The 24,596-nt window shown below is 70.9% G+C and carries 28 protein-coding genes; 20 read left to right on the top strand and 8 right to left on the bottom strand.

Annotated elements, in window-relative coordinates:
• Genes folE through AC5YDV_RS05980 form a run of 6 tightly spaced genes read left to right on the top strand, consistent with a single transcriptional unit; the run spans nt 1 to nt 3,523 of the window.
• Entirely contained in the window at nt 1-564 is a 564-nt protein-coding gene (gene folE, locus AC5YDV_RS06005; protein WP_496182426.1) for a GTP cyclohydrolase I FolE, read from the top strand.
• 5 nt (nt 565-569) lie between these two features.
• Nucleotides 570-1,379 (top strand): dihydropteroate synthase, encoded by an 810-nt coding sequence (folP, locus tag AC5YDV_RS06000; protein WP_496182425.1) that lies wholly within the window; start codon nt 570-572, stop codon nt 1,377-1,379.
• On the top strand, nt 1,376-1,744 hold the full coding sequence (folB, locus tag AC5YDV_RS05995; protein WP_496182424.1) for a dihydroneopterin aldolase: 369 nt from the start codon (nt 1,376-1,378) through the stop codon (nt 1,742-1,744). The genes folP and folB overlap by 4 nt, the downstream gene beginning before the upstream one ends.
• Nucleotides 1,741-2,292, top strand: a complete 552-nt coding sequence (gene folK, locus AC5YDV_RS05990) for a 2-amino-4-hydroxy-6-hydroxymethyldihydropteridine diphosphokinase (RefSeq protein WP_496182423.1) — start codon at nt 1,741-1,743, stop codon at nt 2,290-2,292. Before folB ends, folK begins: the two co-directional genes overlap by 4 nt.
• Complete coding sequence (locus tag AC5YDV_RS05985; RefSeq protein WP_496182422.1) at nt 2,289-2,804, top strand: DUF3180 domain-containing protein; 516 nt, start codon at nt 2,289-2,291, stop codon at nt 2,802-2,804. The genes folK and AC5YDV_RS05985 overlap by 4 nt, the downstream gene beginning before the upstream one ends.
• A gap of 23 nt (nt 2,805-2,827) precedes the next feature.
• Nucleotides 2,828-3,523: a hypothetical protein gene (locus tag AC5YDV_RS05980; RefSeq protein ID WP_496182421.1), complete on the top strand. Its 696-nt coding sequence runs from the start codon at nt 2,828-2,830 to the stop codon at nt 3,521-3,523.
• 51 nt (nt 3,524-3,574) lie between these two features.
• Here the strand turns inward: AC5YDV_RS05980 and AC5YDV_RS05975 are convergent, their stop codons facing one another.
• Nucleotides 3,575-4,708 (bottom strand): NADH-quinone oxidoreductase subunit D-related protein, encoded by a 1,134-nt coding sequence (locus AC5YDV_RS05975; protein WP_496182420.1) that lies wholly within the window; start codon nt 4,706-4,708, stop codon nt 3,575-3,577.
• A 117-nt stretch (nt 4,709-4,825) separates the two neighbouring features.
• Between AC5YDV_RS05975 and AC5YDV_RS05970 the strand changes: the two genes are divergently transcribed.
• Complete coding sequence (locus AC5YDV_RS05970) at nt 4,826-5,176, top strand: histone-like nucleoid-structuring protein Lsr2 (RefSeq protein ID WP_496182419.1); 351 nt, start codon at nt 4,826-4,828, stop codon at nt 5,174-5,176.
• Between the two features lie 170 nt (nt 5,177-5,346).
• Nucleotides 5,347-7,857, top strand: a complete 2,511-nt coding sequence (locus AC5YDV_RS05965) for an ATP-dependent Clp protease ATP-binding subunit (protein WP_496182418.1) — start codon at nt 5,347-5,349, stop codon at nt 7,855-7,857.
• Between the two features lie 167 nt (nt 7,858-8,024).
• Here AC5YDV_RS05965 and AC5YDV_RS05960 read toward each other — a convergent pair whose 3' ends face one another.
• The 5 genes from AC5YDV_RS05960 to AC5YDV_RS05940 form a co-directional block, all read right to left on the bottom strand.
• Nucleotides 8,025-8,420 (bottom strand): hypothetical protein, encoded by a 396-nt coding sequence (locus AC5YDV_RS05960; RefSeq protein WP_496182417.1) that lies wholly within the window; start codon nt 8,418-8,420, stop codon nt 8,025-8,027.
• Between the two features lie 206 nt (nt 8,421-8,626).
• A complete protein-coding gene (locus AC5YDV_RS05955) occupies nt 8,627-9,496 on the bottom strand; it encodes an HhH-GPD family protein (RefSeq protein ID WP_496182416.1) in 870 nt (289 codons plus the stop codon).
• On the bottom strand, nt 9,497-10,567 hold the full coding sequence (gene disA, locus AC5YDV_RS05950) for a DNA integrity scanning diadenylate cyclase DisA (RefSeq protein WP_496182415.1): 1,071 nt from the start codon (nt 10,565-10,567) through the stop codon (nt 9,497-9,499).
• A gap of 1 nt (nt 10,568) precedes the next feature.
• On the bottom strand, nt 10,569-11,999 hold the full coding sequence (gene radA / locus AC5YDV_RS05945) for a DNA repair protein RadA (RefSeq protein WP_496182414.1): 1,431 nt from the start codon (nt 11,997-11,999) through the stop codon (nt 10,569-10,571).
• 68 nt (nt 12,000-12,067) lie between these two features.
• Nucleotides 12,068-12,706 (bottom strand): VOC family protein, encoded by a 639-nt coding sequence (locus AC5YDV_RS05940; RefSeq protein ID WP_496182413.1) that lies wholly within the window; start codon nt 12,704-12,706, stop codon nt 12,068-12,070.
• A 142-nt stretch (nt 12,707-12,848) separates the two neighbouring features.
• On the opposite strand from AC5YDV_RS05940, the gene AC5YDV_RS05935 reads away from it, so the two are divergent.
• The 12 genes from AC5YDV_RS05935 (at nt 12,849) to AC5YDV_RS05880 (ending at nt 22,811) form a co-directional block, all read left to right on the top strand.
• The gene (locus AC5YDV_RS05935) at nt 12,849-13,682 is read left to right on the top strand and encodes a sugar phosphate isomerase/epimerase family protein (RefSeq protein WP_496182412.1); all 834 of its coding nucleotides are present in this window, start codon (nt 12,849-12,851) and stop codon (nt 13,680-13,682) included.
• A gap of 5 nt (nt 13,683-13,687) precedes the next feature.
• The gene (locus AC5YDV_RS05930) at nt 13,688-14,485 is read left to right on the top strand and encodes a CPBP family intramembrane glutamic endopeptidase (protein WP_496182457.1); all 798 of its coding nucleotides are present in this window, start codon (nt 13,688-13,690) and stop codon (nt 14,483-14,485) included.
• Between the two features lie 48 nt (nt 14,486-14,533).
• Entirely contained in the window at nt 14,534-15,565 is a 1,032-nt protein-coding gene (locus tag AC5YDV_RS05925) for an aspartate-semialdehyde dehydrogenase (protein WP_496182456.1), read from the top strand.
• Nucleotides 15,562-16,365: a pyrroline-5-carboxylate reductase gene (gene proC, locus AC5YDV_RS05920; RefSeq protein WP_496182411.1), complete on the top strand. Its 804-nt coding sequence runs from the start codon at nt 15,562-15,564 to the stop codon at nt 16,363-16,365. The genes AC5YDV_RS05925 and proC overlap by 4 nt, the downstream gene beginning before the upstream one ends.
• A gap of 171 nt (nt 16,366-16,536) precedes the next feature.
• A complete protein-coding gene (locus AC5YDV_RS05915; RefSeq protein ID WP_081636672.1) occupies nt 16,537-16,638 on the top strand; it encodes a 30S ribosomal protein bS22 in 102 nt (33 codons plus the stop codon).
• Between the two features lie 14 nt (nt 16,639-16,652).
• Nucleotides 16,653-16,898 (top strand): glutaredoxin family protein, encoded by a 246-nt coding sequence (locus AC5YDV_RS05910; protein ID WP_496192407.1) that lies wholly within the window; start codon nt 16,653-16,655, stop codon nt 16,896-16,898.
• A gap of 18 nt (nt 16,899-16,916) precedes the next feature.
• A complete protein-coding gene (locus AC5YDV_RS05905) occupies nt 16,917-17,567 on the top strand; it encodes a histidine phosphatase family protein (protein WP_496182409.1) in 651 nt (216 codons plus the stop codon).
• A gap of 5 nt (nt 17,568-17,572) precedes the next feature.
• The gene (locus tag AC5YDV_RS05900) at nt 17,573-18,142 is read left to right on the top strand and encodes a TlpA family protein disulfide reductase (protein WP_496182408.1); all 570 of its coding nucleotides are present in this window, start codon (nt 17,573-17,575) and stop codon (nt 18,140-18,142) included.
• Nucleotides 18,143-18,189: 47 nt separating this feature from the next.
• A complete protein-coding gene (locus AC5YDV_RS05895) occupies nt 18,190-18,906 on the top strand; it encodes a cytochrome c biogenesis CcdA family protein (protein WP_496182455.1) in 717 nt (238 codons plus the stop codon).
• Nucleotides 18,907-20,448: a cytochrome c biogenesis protein ResB gene (gene resB / locus AC5YDV_RS05890; RefSeq protein WP_496182407.1), complete on the top strand. Its 1,542-nt coding sequence runs from the start codon at nt 18,907-18,909 to the stop codon at nt 20,446-20,448.
• Nucleotides 20,445-21,395: a c-type cytochrome biogenesis protein CcsB gene (gene ccsB / locus AC5YDV_RS05885; RefSeq protein WP_496182406.1), complete on the top strand. Its 951-nt coding sequence runs from the start codon at nt 20,445-20,447 to the stop codon at nt 21,393-21,395. Before resB ends, ccsB begins: the two co-directional genes overlap by 4 nt.
• A gap of 21 nt (nt 21,396-21,416) precedes the next feature.
• Nucleotides 21,417-22,811, top strand: a complete 1,395-nt coding sequence (locus AC5YDV_RS05880) for a mycothione reductase (RefSeq protein ID WP_496182405.1) — start codon at nt 21,417-21,419, stop codon at nt 22,809-22,811.
• Between the two features lie 4 nt (nt 22,812-22,815).
• Here the strand turns inward: AC5YDV_RS05880 and AC5YDV_RS05875 are convergent, their stop codons facing one another.
• Both AC5YDV_RS05875 and pstB read right to left on the bottom strand, forming a co-directional pair.
• Complete coding sequence (locus tag AC5YDV_RS05875) at nt 22,816-23,745, bottom strand: DUF2510 domain-containing protein (RefSeq protein ID WP_496182404.1); 930 nt, start codon at nt 23,743-23,745, stop codon at nt 22,816-22,818.
• Nucleotides 23,746-23,815: 70 nt separating this feature from the next.
• Complete coding sequence (pstB, locus tag AC5YDV_RS05870; RefSeq protein ID WP_496182403.1) at nt 23,816-24,595, bottom strand: phosphate ABC transporter ATP-binding protein PstB; 780 nt, start codon at nt 24,593-24,595, stop codon at nt 23,816-23,818.
• Nucleotide 24,596: the final 1 nt, after the last annotated feature.

Here is a 24,596-nt window from a genome sequence, read left to right as displayed (position 1 = left end):
ATGGCCGTTGACCAGGAACGCCTGACCGCGGCCGTCCGGGAGATCCTCCACGCCATCGGCGAGGATCCGGACCGCGACGGCCTCGTCGGCACCCCCGAGCGGGTCGCCCGCGCGTACGCCGAGATGTTCTCCGGCCTCGACCAGGACCCGGCCGACCACCTCGGTGTCACCTTCGACCTCGAGCACGAGGAGATGGTGCTCGTGAAGGACATCGAGGTGTGGTCCACGTGCGAGCACCACCTGCTGCCGTTCCATGGCGTGGCCCATGTGGCCTACATCCCGAGCAAGGACGGCAAGATCACGGGGCTGTCCAAGCTCGCCCGCCTCGTCGACGTGTACGCGCGGCGCCCCCAGGTGCAGGAGCGGCTGACCGGGCAGGTCGCGGATGCCCTGGTCGAGCACCTCAATCCCCAGGGCGTGATGGTCGTCGTCGAGGCCGAGCACCAGTGCATGACGATGCGCGGCGTCCGCAAGCCGGGCAGCAAGACCGTCACCTCGGCCGTCCGCGGGGTGCTCCTCAACGCCGCCACCCGCGCCGAGGCCATGGGCCTCATCATCGGGTGAGCGCCATGGCGCGCACGCTCGTGATGGGCGTCCTCAACGTGACGCCCGACTCCTTCTCGGACGGCGGTTCGTGGGCGGAGACGGACGCCGCCATCGCGCACGGCCTGCACCTGGTCGCCGAGGGCGCCGACATCGTCGACGTCGGCGGGGAGTCCACCCGCCCCGACTCCGACCGCGTCGACGAGGCGACCGAGCTCGCCCGGGTCGTCCCGGTCGTCCGGGCGCTGGCGGACGCCGGCGTCCAGGTCTCGGTGGACACCACCCGGGCCTCGGTTGCGGCCGCCTCGCTCGACGTGGGCGCGACGTGGATCAACGACGTCTCGGGTGGTCTCGCCGACCCGGACATGCTCGCCACGGTGGCGAACCTGGGCGGGTCGTACATCACCATGCACTGGCGCGGGCACGCGCGCGAGATGGGGGAGAACGCGGTCTACGCCGATGTCGCGGCGGACGTCGCGCGCGAGCTCGCGGCCTGCCGGGACGCCGCCCTGGCGGCCGGCATCGCCCCGGAGCGCCTGGTGCTCGACCCGGGCATCGGCTTCGCCAAGACCGCCGAGCACAACTGGGCGGTCCTGCAGGGCTGGGACGCCCTGGACGCGCTGGGCCTCCCGCTCCTGCTGGCCGTGAGCCGCAAGCGTTTCCTCGGCACCCTGCTAGGGTCCGCGGACGCGCCCCGACCCCCGCGCGAGCGGGACACCGCGACCGCCTACCTCTCGGGTCGGTTCGCCGAGCGTGGGGTGTGGGGCGTCCGGGTCCACGACGTCCGCTCCACCCGCGACGCCATCGCCGTCGCCGAACGGTTGGGGCGGCCATGACCGACGACCACCTCGTCACGATCCGGCTGACCGGGATCCGGGCGACCGGACACCACGGCGTGTTCGACTTCGAGCGGCGCGAGGGCCAGGAGTTCGTCGTCGATGCCGAATTGGACGTCCACCGTCCGAACCTGACCGACGACCTCACCACCACAGTGGACTACGGTGGTCTTGCGGACGCCCTCGTGGCGGACGTGGAGCGTGACCCGGTCGACCTCATCGAAACCCTCGCCGGGCGCCTCGCCGAGACCTGTCTGGCCGATCCGCTCGTCGAGCGGGCGACCGTCACCGTCCACAAACCCAACGCACCGATCAGCGTCCCCTTCGGGGACGTCGCTGTCACGTGCACGAGGAGGAAACCGTGAGCTACCCCGTCGAACTCGACCTGGACACCCTGAGCGGCATGAAGCCCCTGCGGCGGATCGTCTTCTCCCTCGGCGGCAACCTGGGGGACGTCGCCGACTCCTTGCAGCGCGCCGTCGACCTCATCGCCTCCACCCCCGACGTCGTGGTCACCGACGTCTCTTCCGTCTACCGCACTGCCCCCGTCGGCAAGACCGACCAGCCCGACTTCCTGAACATCGTGCTGATCGCCGAGACCATGATGTCGTCCGACGTCCTCCTGGAGCGGGTCCAGGCGATCGAGACCTACCTCGGCCGGGTGCGCGAGGAGCGGTGGGGCCCGCGCACGATCGACATCGACCTCATCACGCTGGGCGATCGCGTCCGCGACGAGGACGAGCTCACCCTGCCGCACCCGCGCGCCCATGAGCGGGCCTTCGTCCTCGTGCCGTGGCTCGAGGCCGACCCGGCCGCCCAACTGCCCGGACGCGGTTCCGTCGCCGACCTCGTCGCCGGTCTCGACACCACGGGCGTCGAGCGGGTCGAGGGCGTCACGATCCACCTTCCGTGACCGAAGGGCCCAGGATCCGACCCACCCGGCCGCTCCGCGTTCTGGGGGCGGCCGTGGGGGCGCTCCTCGTCGTGCGCCTGACGCTGGCGTGGTGGCAGGGGCGAGGATCGTCGCTGCCGATCGCCGGGTTCGCCTCCTGGGTGTCGATCCTCGTCGTCGCATTGGGGATCGCCTGGCTGGCCCTGCGCACGCGACGGACGCTGGCGCGCGACCGTGCGGCCCTCGACCCGACCCAGGCGGTCAGGCGCGTGTTGCTGGGTAAGACGTCCCAAGTGGGCGGAGCCCTGCTGCTGGGGGGCTACGCGGCGCTGGCCTGGGCCGCGGCGGACGCGCTGCCCGCGCCCCTGGCGGTCGAGCGCGTCGTGCATGCCGGCGTGGCGGTCGTCGCCTCCGCCGGGTGGGTGGTGGCCGGACGCGCCCTCGAATCGGCTTGCCGGCTTCCGGACGACCGGGACTCCCCGAACGACCTCGGTTCCGACTCCGACACCCCGCCCGGCACATCGGTGCGCTAGCCTTTCCGAGGTAGCCTAGGTCTGTGACCTCCCTGTCTTCCCCCGCGCCCCGGACGCGCCGCCGCGTCCTCCTCATCTCCAGCCTGGTCCTCGGTACCGTCGCCTCCCTCGCCCTCATGGTGGCCAACCAATGGGTGCCCTTCCTCGATTGGGCTGCGGTCGTCGTCGCCCTCGCGGCGGGCTTCCTGGCCACGTGGGCCGCCCTCGTCGAGTTCCGTGAGTGGCGCCTCCGCTCGCTGGCCGAGGCCGCTGAGGCCCGCGCCGCCGAGCGCGCGCGCACCCAGCAGCTCCACGCCACCCAGCGCAGCGTCCTCACCACGGTGGAGGCCCGCATCCAAGCCGTCACCGGTGCGCTGGACGAGACGCGGGACGAGCTGGACTCCACCACGGAGGAGCTCGTCCACACCAAGGTGGAGCTCGCCGAGACCAAGGAGGAGCTCGTCCAGACCAAGGTGGTCCTCGGTGAGGCCCACATGCAGGTCTCCCGCCTTCGCGGCGACAACGAGGCGCTGCGGGTGGAGAACACCGGCCTGCGCCACGACCTGGCCACCGCCACCGCGGTCGACGAGGGTGCGGAGGTCTTCTCCCTCCCACGACGCCGTGTCACCGAGGGTGAGTCGGAGTGGGACACCGTCGAGGCGCCCACCGTCGTCGACCTCGACCTCCAGCGACTGGCCCAGCCGTTCGTCGCCGAGGTCCAGGCGCGTCACGCCAACTGAGATCACGTGAGAGCCCCCGGCCCTGGGCCGGGGGCTCTTCTCATGTCCGCGTCACTTGTCGAGGTCGCCCGCCACCCAGGGCAGGGACGCGATGGCGATGTCCAGGTCGGCCATCGCCGTGCCGGGGAGGACCGCCGGCCAGGACGAGACGTTCGCGAAGGACGGCGTCCGCAGGCGCAGCCGCCACGGGGTCTTCTCGCCACGCGACGAGACGACCATGCCCGCCCGGCCGAGGGGGGCCTCGACGCGGGCGACCCAGTCGCCCTCCGGGAGCTTGACGACCTTCGGCAGGTGCGCCACGAGCGGGCCGGCGGGCAACGCGTCCAGCCACCGGTCCAGCATCGATGCGGACGCCACCACCTCGGCGGCCAGGTGGGCGAAGCGGGCCCGGGCGTCACCGGTGGCCGGGGCGGCCACGTCCAGGAGGTCGCGCACGGCCCGCCATGGCTCCGCGTGCCCGCCGCCTCCGCGCCGCAGGTCGGTCACCATGCCGGACGCCCGGGCCACCGGACCCGCGAGCCCGTACGCGTCGACCACGGCGGGGGACACGGGCGCGACACCGGCTCCGAAGCCGTCCGCAACGACCTCCCCGATCCGGATGGCCAGCGCGGACGCCCGGGCCACAGCCGCGCGCTCGGCGTCCGCCCAGCCGGACGGGAGGTCGTCGGCGATCCCGCCCAGCCGGACCACCATGGGGTGGAGCCGGTTGCCGGTCCAGGCCGCCGTCTGCCGGCGCAGCGACTCCCGCACCGTGTCCGTCTCGAGGGAGGGGTCACCCAGTCGGTGCCCCAGGAACGACAGGTGGGCCAGGTGCGACGCGATCCGGGAGTGTTCGGCGCCGATGGCGCGGAGCCAGCGTGCCCGGTCCGGCACCTCGATGCCCAGGGCGTCCTCGACGAGGCGGGCCAGCGTCCACTCGCCGAAGAAGGGGGCCTGCCAGTCGTGGCGGTTGGCCAGGCTCAGGGCTTGGCGGTAGTCCCGCGCGGTGAAGATCATCTCCGCGCCACGGTGCAGCGCACCCGGTGCCGGATCGGCCGAGGTGACCGCGCCGTCAGCGTCGGTGAAAATGATTAACTCCAGCATTCCGGCCGCGCTCGGGTGGGTCGGACCGAGGTCAATCGTGGCCCCGGTGATTCCGGGACCATCAATTCCGCCGATGCGGAGGTGGGATTCGCTCGTGTGCACCCCCGAAGCCTATTTGGCCGATTGATTCAGGGCCAGTCGAGGGTATACATTCATCTGTGGCACGGGGGCGCATATTGCTGAGTGCCGTCCTTGTGAACCTTGTGAAGGGAATGTGCCATGGCGCAACGTGTCCGTATCGAACTCACCGACGACCTGCTCAATGACGGCACCCCCGCCGACGAGACTGTCACTTTCGCTCTCGACGGTGTCACCTACGAGATCGACCTCACCTCCGAGAATGCGGCGAAGCTGCGCGATGGGCTCTCCGCCTGGGTCGCCTCCGGCCGCCGTGTCGCGGGCCGCAAGCAGGTCACCCGTGCCGCCTCGACGTCGGGTCGTCGTTCGCGCTCGGGGTCCGGCTCGGCCAACGACATCCGCGAGTGGGCGCGCGCCCAGGGCATGGAGGTCTCCGATCGCGGCCGTGTCCGCGACGAGGTGCGTGCCGCCTACGAGGCCGCGCACAACTGAGCCGCCCCCACGACTCGTCGGACGCCCCGGGTGCCGCACCCGGGGCGTCCGCTATGCCGAGGGCGAACAGGGAACATCCGGTGTGCCGGGGGCGTTGACTAGACTGATGAAACAACCGTCCACGTTCCGTGTGGGCGATCCGGCTGCCGGCCGGAGATCAAGGAGAGCTCATGTTCGATCGGTTCACCGACCGCGCGCGGCGCGTGATCGTCCTGGCCCAGGACGAGGCGCGCATGCTCAACCACAACTACATCGGCACCGAGCACCTGCTGCTCGGCCTGATTCACGAGGGCGAGGGTGTCGCGGCCAAGGCGCTGGAGTCCCTCGGCATCTCGCTGGAGGCTGTGCGCGCCCAGGTGGAGGAGATCATCGGTCAGGGCCAGCAGGCGCCGACCGGCCACATCCCGTTCACGCCTCGGGCCAAGAAGGTGTTGGAGCTGTCCATGCGCGAGGCGCTGCAGCTCAACCATCCCTACATCGGCACCGAGCACATCCTGCTCGGCCTGATCCGCGAGGGTGAGGGTGTCGCTGCCCAGGTGCTCATCAAGCTGGGCGCCGACCTCAACCGCGTCCGCAACCAGGTGCTGCAGCTGCTGTCCGGGTTCCAGGGCAACGAGAAGCCCTCGACCGCGGGTGCGCCCGAGGCTCCGCAGCAGCCGGGCAACCAGACGATCCTGGACCAGTTCGGTCGCAACCTCACCCAGGCCGCCCGCGAGAACCAGCTCGACCCGGTCATCGGGCGCGAGAAGGAGATCGAGCGGGTCATGACGGTGCTGAGCCGTCGTACCAAGAACAACCCGGTCCTGATCGGTGAGCCCGGCGTCGGCAAGTCCGCCTGCGTCGAGGGCCTGGCCCAGCAGATCGTGCGCGGCGACGTGCCCGAAACCCTGCGCGGCAAGCAGATCTACACCCTCGACCTCGGTGCGCTGGTGGCGGGTTCCCGCTACCGCGGTGACTTCGAGGAGCGCCTGAAGAAGGTGCTGAAGGAGATCAAGACCCGCGGCGACATCGTGCTGTTCATCGACGAGATCCACACCCTGGTGGGTGCGGGCGCCGCCGAGGGCGCCATCGACGCGGCATCGATCCTGAAGCCCATGCTCGCCCGTGGTGAGCTGCAGACGATCGGCGCGACGACGCTGGACGAGTACCGCAAGCACATCGAGAAGGACGCCGCCCTCGAGCGCCGCTTCCAGCCGATCCAGGTGGCGGAGCCCTCCATCGCGCTCACCATCGAGATCCTCAAGGGGCTGCGCGACCGCTACGAGGCGCATCACCGCATCACGATCACCGACGGTGCGCTGACCGCCGCTGCAACGCTGGCCGACCGCTACATCCAGGATCGCTTCCTGCCCGACAAGGCCATCGACCTGATCGACGAGGCCGGCGCCCGCCTTCGCATCCAGCGCATGACCGCCCCGCCGGACCTGCGCGAGATCGACGAGCGCATCGCCGTCACGCGCGGTGAGAAGGAGGCCGCGATCGATGGCCAGGACTTCGAGCGGGCGGCCCGCCTGCGCGATGACGAGAAGAAGCTGATCATCGAGCGCAACAAACTCGAGGAGAGCTGGAAGAACGGTGACCAGGGTGTTCCGCCCGAGGTCGGCGAGGAGGAGATCGCAGTCGTGCTCTCGAGCGCGACGGGCATCCCCGTGTTCAAGCTGACCGAGGAGGAGAGCCAGCGCCTGCTCCAGATGGAAGCCGAGATCGGCAGGCGCTACATCGGGCAGACGGACGCCGTGAAGGCGCTGTCCCGCTCGATCCGCCGTACCCGGGCCGGCCTGAAGGACCCGAAGCGCCCCAGCGGTTCGTTCATCTTCGCGGGTCCGTCGGGCGTCGGAAAGACCGAGCTGACCAAGGCCCTGACCGAGTTCCTGTTCGGCGACGAGGATGCGCTGATCACCCTCGACATGTCCGAGTACTCCGAGAAGCACACCGCTTCGCGGATGTTCGGTTCGCCTCCCGGATACGTGGGGTACGAGGAGGGTGGCCAACTCACCGAGAAGGTGCGGCGCAAGCCGTTCTCAGTCGTGTTGTTCGACGAGATCGAGAAGGCGCACCCCGACATCTTCAATTCGCTCCTGCAGATCTTGGACGAGGGTCGCCTGACCGACGCCCAGGGCCGCGTGGTGGATTTCAAGAACACCGTTATCGTCATGACGACGAACTTGGGTACGCGCGACATCTCGAAGTCCGTGAACCTTGGTTTCAGCCGCACGGACGATCCGGTCGGTGGTTATGACAAGATGAAGGCGAAGGTGACGGACGAGCTGAAGCAGCACTTCCGTCCCGAGTTCCTGAACCGCGTCGACGAGATCATCGTGTTCCACCAGTTGAGCGAGACCGACATCGAGCACATCGTGGATCTCATGGTCGCGCAGGTGGAGGCGCGTCTCGCCGATCGTGACATGGGCATCGTCCTCACCGACACGGCCAAGGCCCTGATCGCGAAGCGCGGCTTCGACCCCGTGCTGGGCGCACGTCCGCTGCGTCGAGCGATCCAGCGCGACATCGAGGACTCGCTCGCCGAGAAGATCCTCTTCGGTGAGTTGCACCCCGGTGAGATCGTGGTCGTGGACGCCGCGCCGGAGGGTTCGGAGCTTCCGTTCACCTTCACGGGCCAGCCCCGTGCCGAGCTGCCGGACCACGCGCCGGCCGACCTGAGCGGCACGCAGGAGAGCTGACCTCCAGCGGACAGAGGCCCCCAGCAGAGAGGCCCCCAGCCGAAAGGCTGGGGGCCTCTGTCGCGTCCTGCGCCGAGGGCTCGGGTTCCCTGCGCCGCGGGCTCGGGTTCCCTGCGCCGAGGGCTCGGGTTCCCTGCGCCGAGGGCTCGGGTTCGCTGTGGGTGTGCTCAGCTGCGCACGGCCATGAACCCGACGATGCCCACCGCGACCAGCAGGATGCCGAGCAGCATGACCAAGGTGACCACAAGCCCGAGCGCCCAGCCGACCGTGAGGCTCGTGCTGGGGGAGAAGCGACCCGCGGCCACCTCGGCGCGGGCTCGCATGCCCAGCACCAGGGCGAACGGCGCGGTGACGCCACTGAAGAGCCCCAGGACCCCCAACAGGAGGATCGTGGTGGACTGCGGGTGCTCGGGCAGCGTCCAGGCAGAAGGTCGGTCCCAAGCGAGGTTCCCCGGGGCGCCATACGGTGGGTGCGCGGCGTCCGGCGGGCCCTGCCACGTGGGCGTATCGGCGTAGGGGTTCACCGGCTCGGCGGGGCGGGAGGGCTGGGACGGCTCGGTCATGGGGGGCCTCTCGTGCGGGGTGGCCACCACGATACTGCCCCTGCTCGGGTGCCGGCCCTGGGCCCCTCACCCCATCAGCGCCGGTGGTCTCTCGCTTGTGTCGCTGCTGGGCCCGGGCGCCGCAGGAATCACTCTCCTGGCTGTGCTGTTCCTGAGCGGCGTTTCTTCCCTGACCCGTGCCGTCGGGCGGTCGACGTGCACCGCGGTCACAAGGAAAACCGTCCGTCCGCCCGCCGCCGGACCAAGCCGTCCGCCAGTAGGGACGCCAACGCCCGACGGGCCTGAGCAGGGTCGGACGCCCACAGCGCCAGCAGGGCGTCCTCCGCCACGGCGTCCGCCTCGCGCAGGGCGCCCAGCAGTACGCCCCGGCACTGCCGGTCGGTGCCGGCGTAGGTCTGACCCACCCGAGGCGGCCCTTCCCACGCCGGGCGTCCGCCCGCGAGCCAGGCGCAGGCGTCGCTGACGGGGCAGACGTCGCAGCGGGGGGCGTCCGCGGTGCAGACGAGGGCGCCGAGTTCCATGGAGGAGGCCGCCCAGGTGGCGGCCTCGGCGTCCGACTCAGGTAGCCAGGCGGCGGCCCGCGCGCGCTCGGCGCGGGTGAGCGTGGCGGGGGCGAACGCGACCCCGCCCTCGAGGCGCGCGATCACCCGGCGGACGTTCGTGTCGAGCACCACGTGGCGGCGCCCGTGGGCGAAGGACGCGATCGCGGCAGCCGTGTAGTCGCCCACGCCGGGCAGGGCACGCAGGGCGTCCAGGTCCGCGGGGACCTGTCCGCCGTACTCGTCCCGAATGGCCGACGCGGCCGCGTGCAGCCGCTGGGCGCGACGGGGGTAGCCCAGGCGGCCCCACGCGCGGACAGCCTCACCCACCTCCTCGGCGGCGAGGCTGACGGGGGTCGGCCAGCGATCCAGCCACGCGTGCCAGACGGGCAGCACCCGGACGACCGGTGTCTGCTGGAGCATGAACTCACTCACCATCACACCCCACGGCGTGCAGTCGGGCACCCGCCACGGCAGGGGACGGGCGTGTGCGGCGTACCAGGCCGCCACACGGGCGACGACGGCGGGACGATCCATCTAGTTGGTGAGGGCCCGCTCGGCGATGCGGGCCAGCCCGTCACGGACGGTGTGCGCGATGTCGGGGGTCACCTCGTCGACGGCCAACATCTGCGTCGTGGACGCCGAGTAGAGACCGTTGAGGTCGCCGAACGTCTCGACGAGTCGGGCGCGTACCCCTGCGGGTAGTCGCGGGATCGAGGCGAGCTGCCGGTAGCCACGGGGCCGGACGTGGGAATCCAGGTGCAGGTCGCCGGCGAAGCCGAGCGCGCGCGCGACGAGCACGATGTCGAACAACTCGTGGTCGTCGAGGCGGGTGAGGTTCGCGAACGGCATGGCCTCGGCGTCCTCCGCCACGTAGTCACGCTGGAGCAGGGACGACAGAGGGGTGAGGTCGTCGACGAGGTCGCGGAGTTGCAGGGACGCCAACCGTCCGTCGCCGCCCATCGCGTTGATGTACGTGTTGGCCTCGTCGGCCAGCCGGTTGACCATCTCGACCCGCTGGGCGACGTGCGCGAGGTCGCGCAGCGTCACGCTGTCGTGCACCTCCAGGGTCGTGAGCCGGTCCAGCGCGCCATTGAGGCGTTGCCGGGTGCCCTGGATGGCGGACAGGGCCTGGCTCGCGCGGTCGAGCAACTGCTCGGGTCGCGGAACCACCTGACGTCCGGCGCCGGCGAACAAGGAAATCGTGCCCATGGAGGCCGACACCGTCACCACGGGCACGCCGACCTGCCGGGCGACGCGCTCGGCGGTGCGGTGGCGCGTGCCGGTCTCGGACGTGGGGACCTCGGGGGCGGGCGAGAGGTGGACGGCCGCGGCGACGATCCGGCCCAGGTCGGTGCTCAGGACGATCGCGCCGTCCATCTTGGCCAACTCGCGCAGGCGGGTGGCGTTGAACGGGATGTCGATGGCGAAGCCCCCGGTCGAGATCGCCTGGAGCGCCGGATTCGTGCCGAGCACGACCAACGCGCCGGTGTGGCTGCTCACGATGCGATCGAGGCCATCGCGCAGGGGCGTGCCCGGCGCGAGCTGGACGATCTCGTCCGGCAACCGTCCCACGCTCACGAGCACCTCCTCGGGGTTCTCGGACATTCTAGTGGAGCCGCGCCGCCGCGCTGTCGAGACCACTCGCCTCCCGGCGGTGCTCGTCGAGCACGGCGACCTTGCCGCGGGCGGTGCCGAAGGCCGCGCGGAGCGCCTCGTCGATCGAGGTGACCTCGACGACCGTCAACCCGGTGCACCCCGACTCCCTGCCCGACCCCGCGGGCACGATGGCGCGGTCGAACCCCAGCCGGGCGGCCTCGGCCAGCCGCCGGCCCAGGGCCGGGACCCGCCGGACCTCGCCCGACAGGCCGACCTCGCCGATCGCGAGCAGCTTGCCCAACGGCTCCTCGTCGCGGAGCGCCGAGGCCACCGCGATGGCGAGCGCCAAGTCGGCCGCCGGGTCACTCAGTCGGACGCCGCCCACGGTCGAGGCGTAGACGTCGCGCGTGTGGAGCTTGTGGCCCGCGCGGCGCTGCAGCACGGCCAGGGTCATCGTGACCCGCGCGTTCTCCAGGCCCTGGGTCATGCGCCGCGGCTGTTGGAGGCTGGTCGGCACCACGAGTGCCTGCACCTCGGCCACGAGCGGACGCCGCCCCTCGAGGCTCACCGTCACGCAGGTACCGGCCGTCGGCCCGCGGGCGGACGTGAACAGCCCGGACGGGTCGGGAACCTCGCGGATGCCCGTCTCGGTCATCTCGAAGCAGCCCACCTCGTCGGCCGGGCCGTACCGGTTCTTCGTCGCCCGGACCATGCGGAAGCCGCCGTGCCGCTCGCCCTCGAAGCTCAGCACGACGTCGACGAGGTGCTCCAGGGTGCGGGGACCGGCGAGCGCCCCGTCCTTCGTCACGTGGCCGATGATGAGGACCGCCATGTTGCGACGCTTCGCCGTGCGGACCAGCGCGTTCGTCACCTCGCGCACCTGCGCGACGCCACCGGCGACGCCGTCCGTGCCCTGGGCCTGCACCGTCTGCACCGAGTCCAGCACGAGCAGGCTGGGGGAGAGCTCCTCGATGTGGCCCAGGACCACGCCCAGGTCGGACTCGGCGGCGAGGAACAACTCGTCGTGGAGCGCCTCCGTCCGGTCGGCGCGCAGGCGGACCTGCGCCGAGGACTCCTCGGCCGTCACGTAGAGCGTCCGTCGCCCCAGGGACGCCCACCGGGCGGCCACCTCCAGCAGCAGGGTCGACTTGCCGACCCCGGGCTCGCCGCCCAGCAGGACGACCGCGCCGGGCACCAGCCCGTCGCCGAGCACCCGGTCGAGCTCGCCGATGCCCGTGCGGACGCCACGGGCCGCGTTGGCCTCGACCTCGGTGATGCGGAGGGCCGGCTGCGCGGGGCGCTGGGAGGCGACGGCGCGGGGGGAGGTCGCCTCTCCCTCGGTGAGGCTGCCCCAGGCCTGGCACTGGGCACAGCGGCCGACCCAGCGCCCGGTCGTCCAGCCGCACTCGGTGCAGCGATAGCTCGTGGTGGTCTTGGCCATGGCTCACAACCTAGGTGCCCGCACAGACAAAACCGGACGCCGTGGCGTCCGGTCTCATCGGGAAGGGGTCAGATGGTGACGATGCCCTGGGGGCAGCGGAAGGTGACCGCCTCGATGCCCGGCATGCCGTTGGGCGAGTTGAAGGTGAGGCCCACCCCGTCGAAGACCGGGCCGAGCTCCTCGCCGATCCACTCCGAGACGCGCTCGCGCGACCCGGACAGGCGGATCTCCAGCAGTTCGATGGGCTCGGGCGGGAGGGCCGACGGGCGGAGCTCCTCCTCGCTCGTCCACTTCACGAAGAAGGGGAGCTGCGGGTCGGCCATGAGGCCCTTGATGCCGATCTGGCGCCACTCCAGCCGGCGGCCGTCGGGGAACTGGCGCGAGCCCTCGACCGACTGCCGCTCGAGGCGGGCCTCCAGGGGGGACATGTCGTCGACCTCGAGGACCCACGCGAACCAGCCGCCGCCCATGTCGGTGCGGGCGCGGACGGCCTGACCGAACACGGCCTTCTCGGCCGCGGGGTGCTCCAGGACCTCGACGACCTCGAGGTAGCGGCCGCCCGCGATGGTGATGATGTTGTTGCGGGTGCCGAAGCGCGGGTGGAATCCCCCGTCCCGGAAGTGGACGCCCAGAGCGCCCTCCAGTCGGGCGACGGCAGGCGCGAGCCCGTCTGGTCCGGCGGCGAAGGAGAGATTCGACAGGCGCATGGCAGAATTCAAACCCATCAGCGAGAACCGCGCCAATCGAGTCCGTTTCCCCTTGTGGTGAGGTCATCACGACATCGAGACAGTGCTGCGGTGGGGCGGCGTCCGAGGTGGCGACGCGTCGGGGCGCGCCTATGCTGGGCGGGTGAGTGCCTACCCCGCCTGGCCCGGCGCCGGGTCGCAACAGACCTCTCGCGTCGGCCTGTCGACGTCGTCGGTGTATCCCGAGCAGACCCCCCGATGCTTCGAGTTGGCCAGCCGGCTGGGCTATGACGGCGTGGAGGTGATGGTCGGCATCGACCCGGTCAGCCGCGACGTGGACGCCCTGGTCGCGCTCCAGGAGCAACACGGTGTCGAGGTGCTCAGCATCCACGCGCCGACCCTGCTCGTCACCCAGAACACCTGGGGCGCCGATCCGTGGGAGAAGCTGGAGCGCTCGGCCGTGGCCGCCCACCGACTCGGCGCCGACTCGGTCGTCGTGCACCCGCCGTTCCGCTGGCAACGCAAGTACGCGGCCGGATTCGTGGAGGGCATCCGACGTCTGGAGCGGACCACCGGCATCACCTTCGCGGTGGAGAACATGTTCCCCTGGCGCGGGCCGCGCGGCACCGAGGTGCGCGCCTACTCCCCGGGCTGGGATCCGACGGAGCGCGACTACGACCACCTCACCCTCGACCTCTCCCATGCCTCGACCTCCCGCCGGAAGTCGCTCGACCTCGTGGACGCCTGGGGGGAGCGACTCACCCACGTCCACCTCACGGACGGGAACGGGTCGATCGCGGACGCGCACCTCTTCCCCGGCGAGGGGGACCAGGAGGCGAACAAGGTGCTGGGCACCCTCGCCTCCCGCGGATTCGCCGGGCACGTCGTCCTGGAGATGAACACCCGCACGATCGGCTCGCGTCCGGCGCGCGAGGAGGCGCTCGCGCGTGCCCTGGCCTGGTCGCGCGAGGCGCTGTCCGTCCCGGTGGTGCCGTGAGCACGGTGGCCGGCGCCGACCCCGAGGCCGGTGACCCGACCACGACGCGAGGTGCGCCCGCGGCGTCCGGCGGTCGGTACCTGACGGAGGTGCTGCTGGTGCTGGGCGTGTCGCTCGGCCAGTCCGCGGTGTACTCGCTGCTGTCGATCATCGAGAAGGTCACCCGCGAGGTGCCGCTGAACCAGCAGACGACGTCCATGAACAACTCGGTCACGCCCGACCGCCCCTGGCTCGACCTGGCCTACCAGGTCGCGGGCATCGTCTTCCCGCTGATGCCGATGCTGCTGGCCCTGTACCTGCTCCGGCTCACCGGCGACCGCGCCGGGATCGGTTTCGACCGGCGGCGTCCGGGCTTCGACCTGGGGCGGGGCTTCCTCGCGGCCGCCATCATCGGCATCCCGGGGCTGGCGTTCTACTTCGCGGCGCGCGAGTTGGGGTTCAACACCAACGTGTCGCCGGCCAACCTCGCCGCGAACTGGTGGACGATCCCCGTGCTGGTCGGCTACGCGCTGATGAACGGCCTCCTGGAGGAGGTCGTCATGCTCGGCTTCGTGCTGCGGCGCTTCGAGCAACTGCGGATGGGCCCATGGGTGGCCATCGTGGCCAGCGCCGTGATCCGCGGTGCGTACCACCTCTACCAGGGCTTCGGCGGCTTCGTCGGCAACATCGTCATGGGGCTGGTCTTCGGCTGGCTGTACCGCCGCTGGGGACGGGTGATGCCCCTCGTGGTCGCGCACGTGATCCTCGACCTGGTCAGCTTCCTCGGCTACGCCCTCATCGCGCCGTACGTCGACTGGTTCTGAGGCAACCGGGTGGGACACCTCGCGGTGGTGAGGGTGGCCCGCCGTAGGATGGTCCCCATGCGTGTTGGTGTCTTCGGTGCGACCGGTCAGGTCGGTCAGGTCATGCGTGCCCTCCTCGAGCAGCGGGAGTTCCCCCTCGACGACGTGCGCTTCTTCAGTTCCGCCAAGTCGGCCGGCACGGTGATCCCCTTCAAGGGCAAGGACGTCACCGTCGAGGACACCGCCACCGCCGACTTCTCCGGCATCGACATTGCCATCTTCTCCGCCGGTGCGACCATGTCGCGCGAGTACGCCCCCAAGGTGGCGGCCGCCGGCGCGATCGTCGTCGACAACTCCTCCGCCTGGCGCAAGGACCCCGACGTCCCGCTGGTCGTCAGCGAGGTCAACCCCGAGGACGCGGTCAACCCTCCCAAGGGCATCATCGCCAACCCCAACTGCACCACCATGGCCGCCATGCCGGTGCTGAAGCCGCTGCACGACGAGGCCACGCTCACCCGCCTCACCGTCGCCACCTACCAGGCCGTCTCCGGCTCGGGCGTCAAGGGCGTCCAGGCGTTGGCCGACCAGGTCGCCGCGATCGAGGACCCCAAGGTGCTGGCCCTCGCCGGAGCCGAGGTGCCCGCCGGTGACACGAGCCCGTACGTCGCGCCCATCGCGTACAACGTGGTGGCGATCGCCGGCAGCCGGCTGGAGGACGGGTCCGGTGAGACCGACGAGGAGGCCAAGCTCCGCAACGAGTCGCGCAAGATCCTCCACATCCCCGAGTTGCTGGTGTCCGGCACCTGCGTCCGTGTGCCGGTCTTCTCCGGCCACTCGCTGGCCGTCCACGCCGAGTTCGCCGAGGACATCACCCCCGAGCGTGCGCTCGAGCTGCTCGCGGACGCCCCGGGCGTCCAGGTCGTCGACCTGCCGAACCCGCGGGTCGCCGCCGGCGAGGACGACGTCTTCGTGGGCCGTGTGCGTCAGGACCAGGGCGTGCGGGGCAAGAAGGGCCTCGTGATGTTCATCACCGGGGACAACCTGCGCAAGGGGGCCGCGCTGAACGCCATCCAGGTCGCCGAACTGCTGGTCGCGAAGTGAGCCACACCGCCCTCATCGGCACCGGCGTGATGGGGGAGACCCTGCTCGCCGGGCTGCTCAAGGCCGGATGGGCGCCCACCGACCTCGTGGGCGCCGACCGCCGGGAGTCCCGTCGGCACGAGCTGGAGGGGCGTTACGGCGTCCGGACCTTCGCCAGCGCGGCCGACGCCGTCGAGGGGGCGGACACTGTCCTGCTGGTGGTCAAGCCGCAGGACGTCCACGACCTGCTGCCGGAGCTCTCCCCGCACATGGGGGCGGGAACCCTGCTGGTCTCTCTCTGCGCCGGCGTGACGACCGCCCAGCTCGAGGCGGGCCTGCCCGAGGGGACGCCGGTCATCCGGGTCATGCCGAACACCCCGGCCCAGGTCTCGGAGGGCATGGCGGCCATCTCGCCCGGCGCCCACGCCAGCGAGGTCGACCTGGAGAAGGCCGTCCACATCATGGAGGCGGTCGGGCGCGCCGTCGTCGTCGCCGAGCGCTACCAGGACGCCGTGACGGCGATCTCCGGGTCCGGCCCGGCCTACCTGTTCTTCGTGGTCGAGGCCATGATCGACGCCGGTGTCATGCTCGGCCTGCCGCGCGACCTGTCCACCACGCTGGTCAACCAGACGGTGTTCGGGTCGGCGAAGCTCCTGGTGGAGTCCGACAAGCACCCGAACCTCCTGCGCGAGATGGTGACCTCGCCGGCCGGCACCACCGCCGCCGCGCTGCGTCACCTCGAGGAGCGCTCCGTCAAGGCCGCCTTCATGGCCGCGATGGAAGCTGCCCGCGACCGGTCCGTCGAGCTCGGTCGGGGCTGACCCAACCCCGGTGGGGTCCAGGTACCCCACCGGTGTGTCGACTGGTGGCAAGCGTTTGGTCGCTTCCCGGTCGGGGCAGTAGGATGCTGTCCTTGCGGGCCCGGGAATCAGGCTCGCAGTCAACCATTCATCCCCGCCCCTGAGGTCCGGGGGCGTCCTGAGGAGTCACACGTGGGTTCTGTCATCAAGAAGCGTCGCAAGCGGATGTCCAAGAAGAAGCACCGCAAGCTGCTGAAGAAGACGCGCATCCAGCGCCGCCGCGCAGGCAAGTGACCTCCGCGCACCCGATGCCGCAGTCGGACGCCCGCGTGGTGGTCCTGACGCGACAGGGGTGCCACCTCTGCGACGAGGCGCTCGCGATCATCGAGACGGTCTGCCGGGAACGAGCTGTGTCCTGGCAGGCCGTCGACGTCGATGGCGACCCCGCACTGCGCAGGCAGTACACCGATCATGTGCCCGTGACGTTCGTCGACGGCCGGCAGTTGAGCCTGTGGTTCGTGGACGCCGGGCAGCTCGCCGACGCCCTCGGCTGACCGCCTATCCTTACCGGCATGCAGCCCACCATCGTCCACGTGTGCCGTCACGGGCAGGTCCTCAACCCGGACCATGTCCTGTACGGCCGCTTGCCGGGGTACGGGTTGAGCGACCTCGGTCGCGCCATGGCCGAGCGTCTGGCCGACCACTTCGCCGGCGTCCCGTTGGACGCCCTGTACGTCTCCCCGCTGCAGCGTGCCCAGGAGACCATGGCACCCATCGCCGCACGTCACCCCGACCTGGAGGTCAGGGTGGACGAGCGCGTCACCGAGGCGACCAACGTCTTCGAGGGCCGCAGCTTCGGCCGCTTCAACGAGCGGCTCCTGCTGCCGGCGAATGCGTGGCGGCTGCGCAACCCGTTCCGTCCGTCCTGGGGCGAGCCCTACCGCGAGGTGGCGGCCCGCATGCGCGCCGCCCTGGGTGACATGGCGGCGTCCGTGCCCGCCGGTGGGCGGGTCCTGGTGGTGTCCCACCAGCTCCCCATCTACGTCGCGAGGCTGGACGCCGAGGGTCGCAGCCACCTGCACAACCCCGCGAACCGTGAGTGCCGGCAGGCGTCGGTGACCAGCTTCCACTTCGTGGACGGGCGCGTGGTGAAGGTGGGGTACGAGGAGCCGGCCGCCGACCTCTACCCCGTCGGACGCCGGCTGTTCCGGCCCGGGATGTGATGGGGGTGTCCCTCTCCACGCGGCTCAGGGGCCTGGCGCTCGCGGCGTCCGCCCTCGTCCTGATCAGCGGCTGCACGGCCGGTCCGACGGCCGAGGGTGGCTTCGTCGGCGGTGACGGTTCGCTCACCATCGTCCCGGCCTCCGAGCGACGCGAGGCCCCGCGCATCTCGGGTGAGCTCCTGGGTGGGGGCGCGTTCGACTCGGCGTCCCTCGACGGCCAGGTGATCGTCTACAACGTGTGGGGCAGTTGGTGCGCGCCCTGCCGCAAGGAGGCGCCCGCCCTCGAGCAGGCCGCCCGCGCCACCGCCGGCAAGGCCCAGTTCGTGGGCATCAACACGCGCGACCTCGACCAGGCCCCCGCGCTCGCCTTCTCGCGCGCGTTCGACATCACCTATCCCAGCGTGTTCGACCCGGACGGTCGGGAGCTGTTGAAGTTCGGCTCCCAACTCCCGCCGAGCGCCATCCCGTCCACCCTCGTGGTGGACGCCGAGGGTCGCGTCGCGGCGCGCGTGCTGGGCGAGGTCACCGAGTCCACCCTGACGGGCCTCATCGACGACGTGGCGGCCGGCAGGTGAGCGTCCTGGACATCGGCTCCTGGTTCGCGCAGGCCGCGGGTGGCTCGATGGTCCTCGCCCTGCCCGTCGCCCTCCTCGCCGGCGTCGTCTCGTTCTTCTCACCCTGCGTCCTGCCGTTGCTGCCGGGTTACCTGTCGTACGCGACGGGCCTGTCGGCGTCCGACGTCACGTCGGGGAAGGGCAGCCGCGGACGCATGCTGCTCGGGACGAGCCTGTTCATCGCCGGCTTCGCGCTCGTCTTCGTCTCCACCGGCGCCCTGTTCGGCGGGCTCGGCAGCCTGCTGCTCACCTGGAGCCGTCCCATCTCGGTCGTGATCGGCATCATCGCGATCCTGCTGGGGCTGGTGTTCGCCGGCGTCCTCACCATCGGGCAGGGCACCTACCGGATGGGTGGCCGCGCGCCGGCCGTCGGACTGGCAGCCGCGCCGTTGTTGGGGATCGTCTTCGGACTGGGTTGGACGCCCTGCATCGGCCCCACGCTGTCGGTCGTCCTGACGCTGGCCCTCAACGAGGGGACGGCCGTCCGGGGTGCGGTCCTCGCATTGGCGTACGCGCTGGGCCTCGGCGTGCCCTTCCTGCTCGCCGGGCTGGCGTTCGACCGGTTCGCCGGCGCGCTGGACTGGGTCAAGCGCCACCACGGTCTGCTCCAGAAGTTGGGCGGGGGCATGATGGTGCTCGTCGGCGTCCTGCTCGTCACCGGCCTGTGGGACCGGTTGATGGGTGTCTTCCGCCAGTGGGCGTCGGCGTACGGATTGGTGATCTGAGTGGCGCTCCTCCGACTGTTCTGGGTGCAGTTGACCTCCATGCGGACGGCGCTGATCCTGCTGCTCACCCTCGCCCTGGTGGCAATCCCCGGCTCGCTGCTCCCGCAGCGTCCCGTCGCGCCCATCCGCGTGTCCGACTGGAAGGCCGCCAACCCGGCCGTCGCCGACCTGTACGAGGTGCTGGGCCTGTTCGACGTGTACGGCTCGCCGTGGTTCTCGGCGGTCTACCTGCTGCTCACGGTCTCGCTCATCGGCTGCATCCTGCCCCGCATCGCGGTGTACGCGAAGGCGGTCGGCCAGCCCCCGGCCCGGACGCCCAGGCGACTGGACCGCCTGCCGGCCAGCGCGTCCGGCCCGACGGCGTTGCCGGCGGACGAGGCGCTCGGCAACGCGGAGCACCTGCTGCGCGCGAAGCGCTTCCGCGTCCGGCGCGAGGGCGACGCGGTGGCCGCCGAGCGCGGGTACCTGCGCGAGTTCGGCAACATCCTGTTCCACCTCAGCTTCGCCCTCATGCTCGTGGGCGTGGCCTGGAACACGATGTTCCACTACAAGGGCGAGGTCGTCGTGGTCGAGGGCCAGGCGTTCAGCAACAACCTCACCCAGTACGACGACTTCTCCGCGGGCGCCGCGTTCAAGGCCGAGAACCTGCAGCCTTTCACGATCTGGGTCGACCGCTTCACCGCCAAGTTCGAGACCGGCGAGGTCCAGCGGGGCGCCGCCCGCGTCTTCGAGGCGGACGTCCGTGTCGCCCACGGTTCCGGTGAGCCCGAGGCGACGCGCATCGAGGTCAACCACCCGCTCGAGGTGGACGGCACCCAGGTCCACCTCATCGGCCACGGCTACGCCCCGGTCGTCACGGTCACCGACCCGAACGGCGACGTGGCGTTCTCCGGCCCGGTCGTGTTCCTGCCCCAGGACGGCAACTTCACCTCACTCGGCGTGGTCAAGGCCCCGGACGCCCGGCCGAACTACCTCGGCTTCGAGGGCTTCTTCCTGCCCACGGCCGTGGTCGACCAGCGCGGCCCGCACTCCGTCTTCCCGGACGCGCTGGCCCCCGAGTTGTTCGTCAACGTCTGGACCGGCCCGCCGCGGGACGAGACCGGACGCCCCGAGTCGGTCTACTCGATCAACAAGGACGGCCTGGAGCAGATGCGCACGGCCGACGGCAAGATCGTCACGTTCCGCATCGCGCCCGGTCAGGCCATCGACCTGCCGGACGGGTCCTCCCTGTCGTTCGACGACTGGAGGCGCTGGACGAAGCTCCAGATCTCCAACGAGCCGGGGCTGTGGCTCGTGATCGGTTCCGTCCTGCTCGCAGTGGTCGGCATGCTGCTGAGCCTGTACATTCGCCCGCGTCGCCTGTGGGTGCGCGTGGTGGACACCCCGGACGGTCTCCGCGCCGAGGTCGGCGGGCTCGACCGGGCCGAGTCCTCGACCGGTCTGACCGACGACGTCGCCGAGCTGGCGGTGGCCGCCGGCGTCCGGCATCCCCAGGAACACGCGGGCGACGAGGATCGCGTGGACGAGAAGGAGAACGCATGAGCGCCTACACGAGCCTTCCCATGGTGTTGTCGGCCGTCCTCTACCTGCTGGCGATGGTCGCCCACGCCGTGGAGTGGGCGGCGGACCGGCGTCCGGTCCGCGAGCGGCAGTTGGTCGCCGCGGGCGGCCCGGCCGTCACCCAACCGGCCGTCACCCAACCGGACGTCGCCGAGCCGGCCGTCGCCGGGGCGTCCGAGTACCGCGTCCGCCTGTTCAGCCGGATCGGGGTGGCGCTGACCATCGTGGGCGTGCTGTGCCATGTCGCGGGCGTCGTCCTCCGCGGCATCGCGGCCGAGCGACTCCCGTGGGGCAACATGTACGAGTTCGTGACGAGCTCGCTCGCGTTCGCCGCCATCTTCTACCTGCTGCTCGTGTGGCGGCGCGGGTGGACGTGGCTGGGCCTCCCGGTGACCCTGCTGCTGTCGGTGGGCCAGGGCCTCGCGGTGACGGTCTTCTACGTCGCCGTCGCACCGCTCGTGCCCGCGCTGCACTCGGTGTGGTTCATCGTCCACATCGTTGCGGCGGCCGTCTCGGCGGCGGCCTTCAACGTGGCGGCGATCGCGGCGATCCTCTTCCTGGTGCGCACCCGGGCCGAGGCCAAGGGTCCGGTGACCGGTTACCTCGCGCGCCTGCCGAAGGCGACCGCCCTCGATGACTTCTCGTTCCGCGTGCACCGCTTCGCGTTCCCGCTGTGGACCTTCACGATCCTGGCGGGCGCGGTCTGGGCCGACTACGCCTGGGGCCGCTTCTGGGGCTGGGATCCCAAGGAGACTTGGTCGCTGGTCACCTGGGTCGTGTACGCCGCCTACCTGCACGCCCGCGTCACCGCCGGCTGGAAGGGCGTCCGTGCCGCGTGGCTGGCGATCCTGGGCGTGGTGACCTTCTGGTTCAACTTCGTCGGCGTCAACCTGCTGACCGTCGGACTGCACTCGTACGCCGGCATCTGAGCCTTCTGGGAGACTGGTCGGGTGCGCCATTTCGACCTCATCATCATCGGCTCCGGCTCGGGCAACTCGATCGTCGACGAACGTTTCGGCGACTGGGACGTCGCCCTCATCGACGACGGGGTACGGTTCGGCGGCACCTGCCTGAACCACGGCTGCATCCCCACCAAGATGTTCGTGCTGCCGGCGGACGCCCTTCGCGCCCCCGAGGCGGCGGCGGCGATCAGCGTGACCGTACCGCAGCCGACCGCCGACTGGGCCACGGTCCGGGACCGCATCTTCGGCCGGATCGACCCCATCAGCGAGGGCGGTGAGGCCTGGCGCGCCCAGGCGGACAACGTCACGCTGTACCGCCAGACCGCCCGCTTCGTCGGCGAACGTGTTCTGGAGGTGGCGGGGGAGACCATCACGGCGGACAGGATCGTCATCGGCGCAGGGTCGCGCTGCACCTCGCCCGAGACCATCGAGGGCCTGTCCGAGGCCTGGGCGTCGCAGCGCGTCCACAACTCCGACACGGTCATGCGCATCGACGCGTTGGCCGAGCGCGTCGTCATCCTGGGCGCGGGCTTCATCGCCGCCGAGTTCGCCCACGTGTTCTCCGCCTTCGGCGCCCAGGTCACCGTGGTGGCCCGCTCCGGCGTCATGCTCCGCCGCGAGGACGACGAGGTCTCACGCCGCTACACCACCGCGGCCGCCCGTCACCTCGACCTCCGCCTGGGCCAGGTCACCCGGCGCGTCGAGGCGGACGCCGAGGGCGTCCGCCTGTTCACGGTGGACAACGGGGGACACGAACACGTCATCGAGGGCGACCTCCTCCTCGTGGCGACCGGCCGTCGCCCCAACAGCGACCGGGTGGACGCCCGGGCCGGCGGCATCGCGACGGACGAGGAGGGCTTCATCGTCGTCGACGAGCAGCAGCGCACCAGCGTCGAGGGCGTGTGGGCCTTCGGGGACGTCTCCTCGCCGTTCATGCTCAAGCACGTGGCCAACCACGAGGCCCGGGTCGTCCAGTACAACCTGCTGCACCCGGACGCCCCGATGACGAGCGAGCTCGGCCCGATCCCCCACGCGGTGTTCGGCAGCCCCCAGGTGGCCGCCGTGGGCCTCACCGAAACCGAGGCGCGCGCAGCCGGGCACGACATCGCGGTGGCGGTGCAGGAGTACGGCAGCACGGCCTACGGCTGGGCGCTGGAGGACACGGAGAGCTGCGTGAAGCTGATCGCCGACAAGCAGACGCGGCAGTTGCTCGGGGCCCACATCATCGGCCCGCAGGCGTCGTCGCTCATCCAACCGGTCATCCAGGCGATGGCCACCGGACTGGACGTCCCCACCATGGCGCGCGGTCAGTACTGGATCCACCCCGCGCTGCCCGAAGTGGTCGAGAACGCCCTGTTGTCGCTGGGGCTGAACGTCTCCTGAGGCCTCAGGGCTCCACGCGGAGCTGGCCCTGCACCTGACGGGCCGTGGCGAGCAACTCGGGACGACTGTCGGGGATCGAGGCGTAGTACAGGCTGGAGGAGTCGGTGCCGGTCTTGACGACCATGATGATGGCCGTCTCGCCCTTCTCCTTCAGGTTCGGGATGTCGAAGGTGAGGTGCATCTCCGTCAGCCACGCGTCGCGCCCGTCGACGGTCGTGGCCTGGCTGACCCGGTCGGAGCGCCCGACCTCGGCGTCCGCGTAGAAGACGCCCAGCACGCACTGGGCGATGATCTCGGCGCCCTGCTGGGGGTCGAAGAAGCCGTCGCCGGCCACGAGCTCACCCACGACGATGGACGCCACCCAACTGGCGTTGCCGTCGTAGTTCGGCTCGACCATCACGGACTGGCCGTAGACGTCGCGGCCGAAGGGAACACGGGTCTCCTGCTCGACCGGACCCCACGGAGACCCGAGCTGCGGGTAGGAGAGCTTGCCGCCCTGCACGCGGCCGGCTGGGTTCGTGTGGGTGCTGGGCTCCGTGGTGATGCGCTTGGGCGGGCAGACCGCGGCGGTCGGGTTGGACGCAGGCCCGTTGCCGCCCAACGGCCCCAGGGACCCACCGGTGAGCAGCTGGACCGACGCGGCGAGCAGTGCCACCAGGAGGACGCCGACCAGGACGAGGACGATCAGCGGGCCTCGCCCCGAACGCTGCGGCTCGGCGCCGGCGGACGACCGCCAGGCCTGCCGATCCTCGTCCGACAACTCCCTGATCGGGAGGTCGTGGGCCTCGGGGGCACTCCAGGGCTGGCGCGGATCGCGCGCGGGCGGGCCGGCGAAGGGCTCGCGGGTGACCATGGGCGTCCACTGGCTGCCGTCCCACCAGCGGAAGAGATCCTGCTGGCCGCCTGGATCGGGGTACCAACCTGCCTCGCTCATGCCCCGAGTCTATGTGGGAATGCAGCTGGGCCCCGACCGTGGTCGGGGCCCAGCACGCGGAGGGTGTCGATCAGCCGAAGCGGCCGGTGATGTAGTCCTCGGTGGCCTTGACGGACGGGGTGGAGAAGATCTTCTCGGTCGAATCCATCTCGATGAGCTTGCCGGGCTGGCCGGTGCCGGCGATGTTGAAGAAGGCCGTGGTGTCGGAGACGCGGGCGGCCTGCTGCATGTTATGGGTCACGATCACGATCGTGTAGTTGGCCTTCAGCTCCTGGATCAGGTCCTCGATGGCCAGCGTGGAGATCGGGTCCAGGGCGGAGCAGGGCTCGTCCATCAGGAGGACCTCGGGGGACATGGCGATCGCGCGGGCGATGCAGAGGCGCTGCTGCTGGCCGCCGGACAGGCCGGAGCCGGGCAGGTCGAGACGGTGCTTGACCTCCTCCCACAGGTTGGCGCCGCGCAGGGCCTTCTCGGCGATGTCGTCCTGCTCGGACTTCGACAGCTCCCTCTGGTTGAGGCGCAGGCCGGCGAGGACGTTCTCCTTGATGGACATCGTCGGGAACGGGTTCGGGCGCTGGAAGACCATGCCGATCTTGCGGCGCACATTCACCGGGTCGACGCCGGGGCCGTAGAGGTTCTCGCCGTCGAGCAGGATCTCACCGTCGACGTAGGCGCCCGGGATGACCTCGTGCATGCGGTTCAGCGTCCGCAGGAAGGTGGTCTTGCCGCAGCCGGACGGGCCGATGAAGGCCGTGACGGCCCGCGGCTCGATGGTCATGCTGACGCCCTCGACGGCCTTGAACTTGCCGTAGTAGATGTCGACGTCGGTCGCTTCGATTCGCTTGGACATG

Source organism: Propioniciclava sp. LT432 (assembly GCF_059515965.1).
The sequence above is the reverse complement of the archived record's forward strand: the minus strand, read 5'-3'. Positions and strand labels throughout refer to the sequence as shown.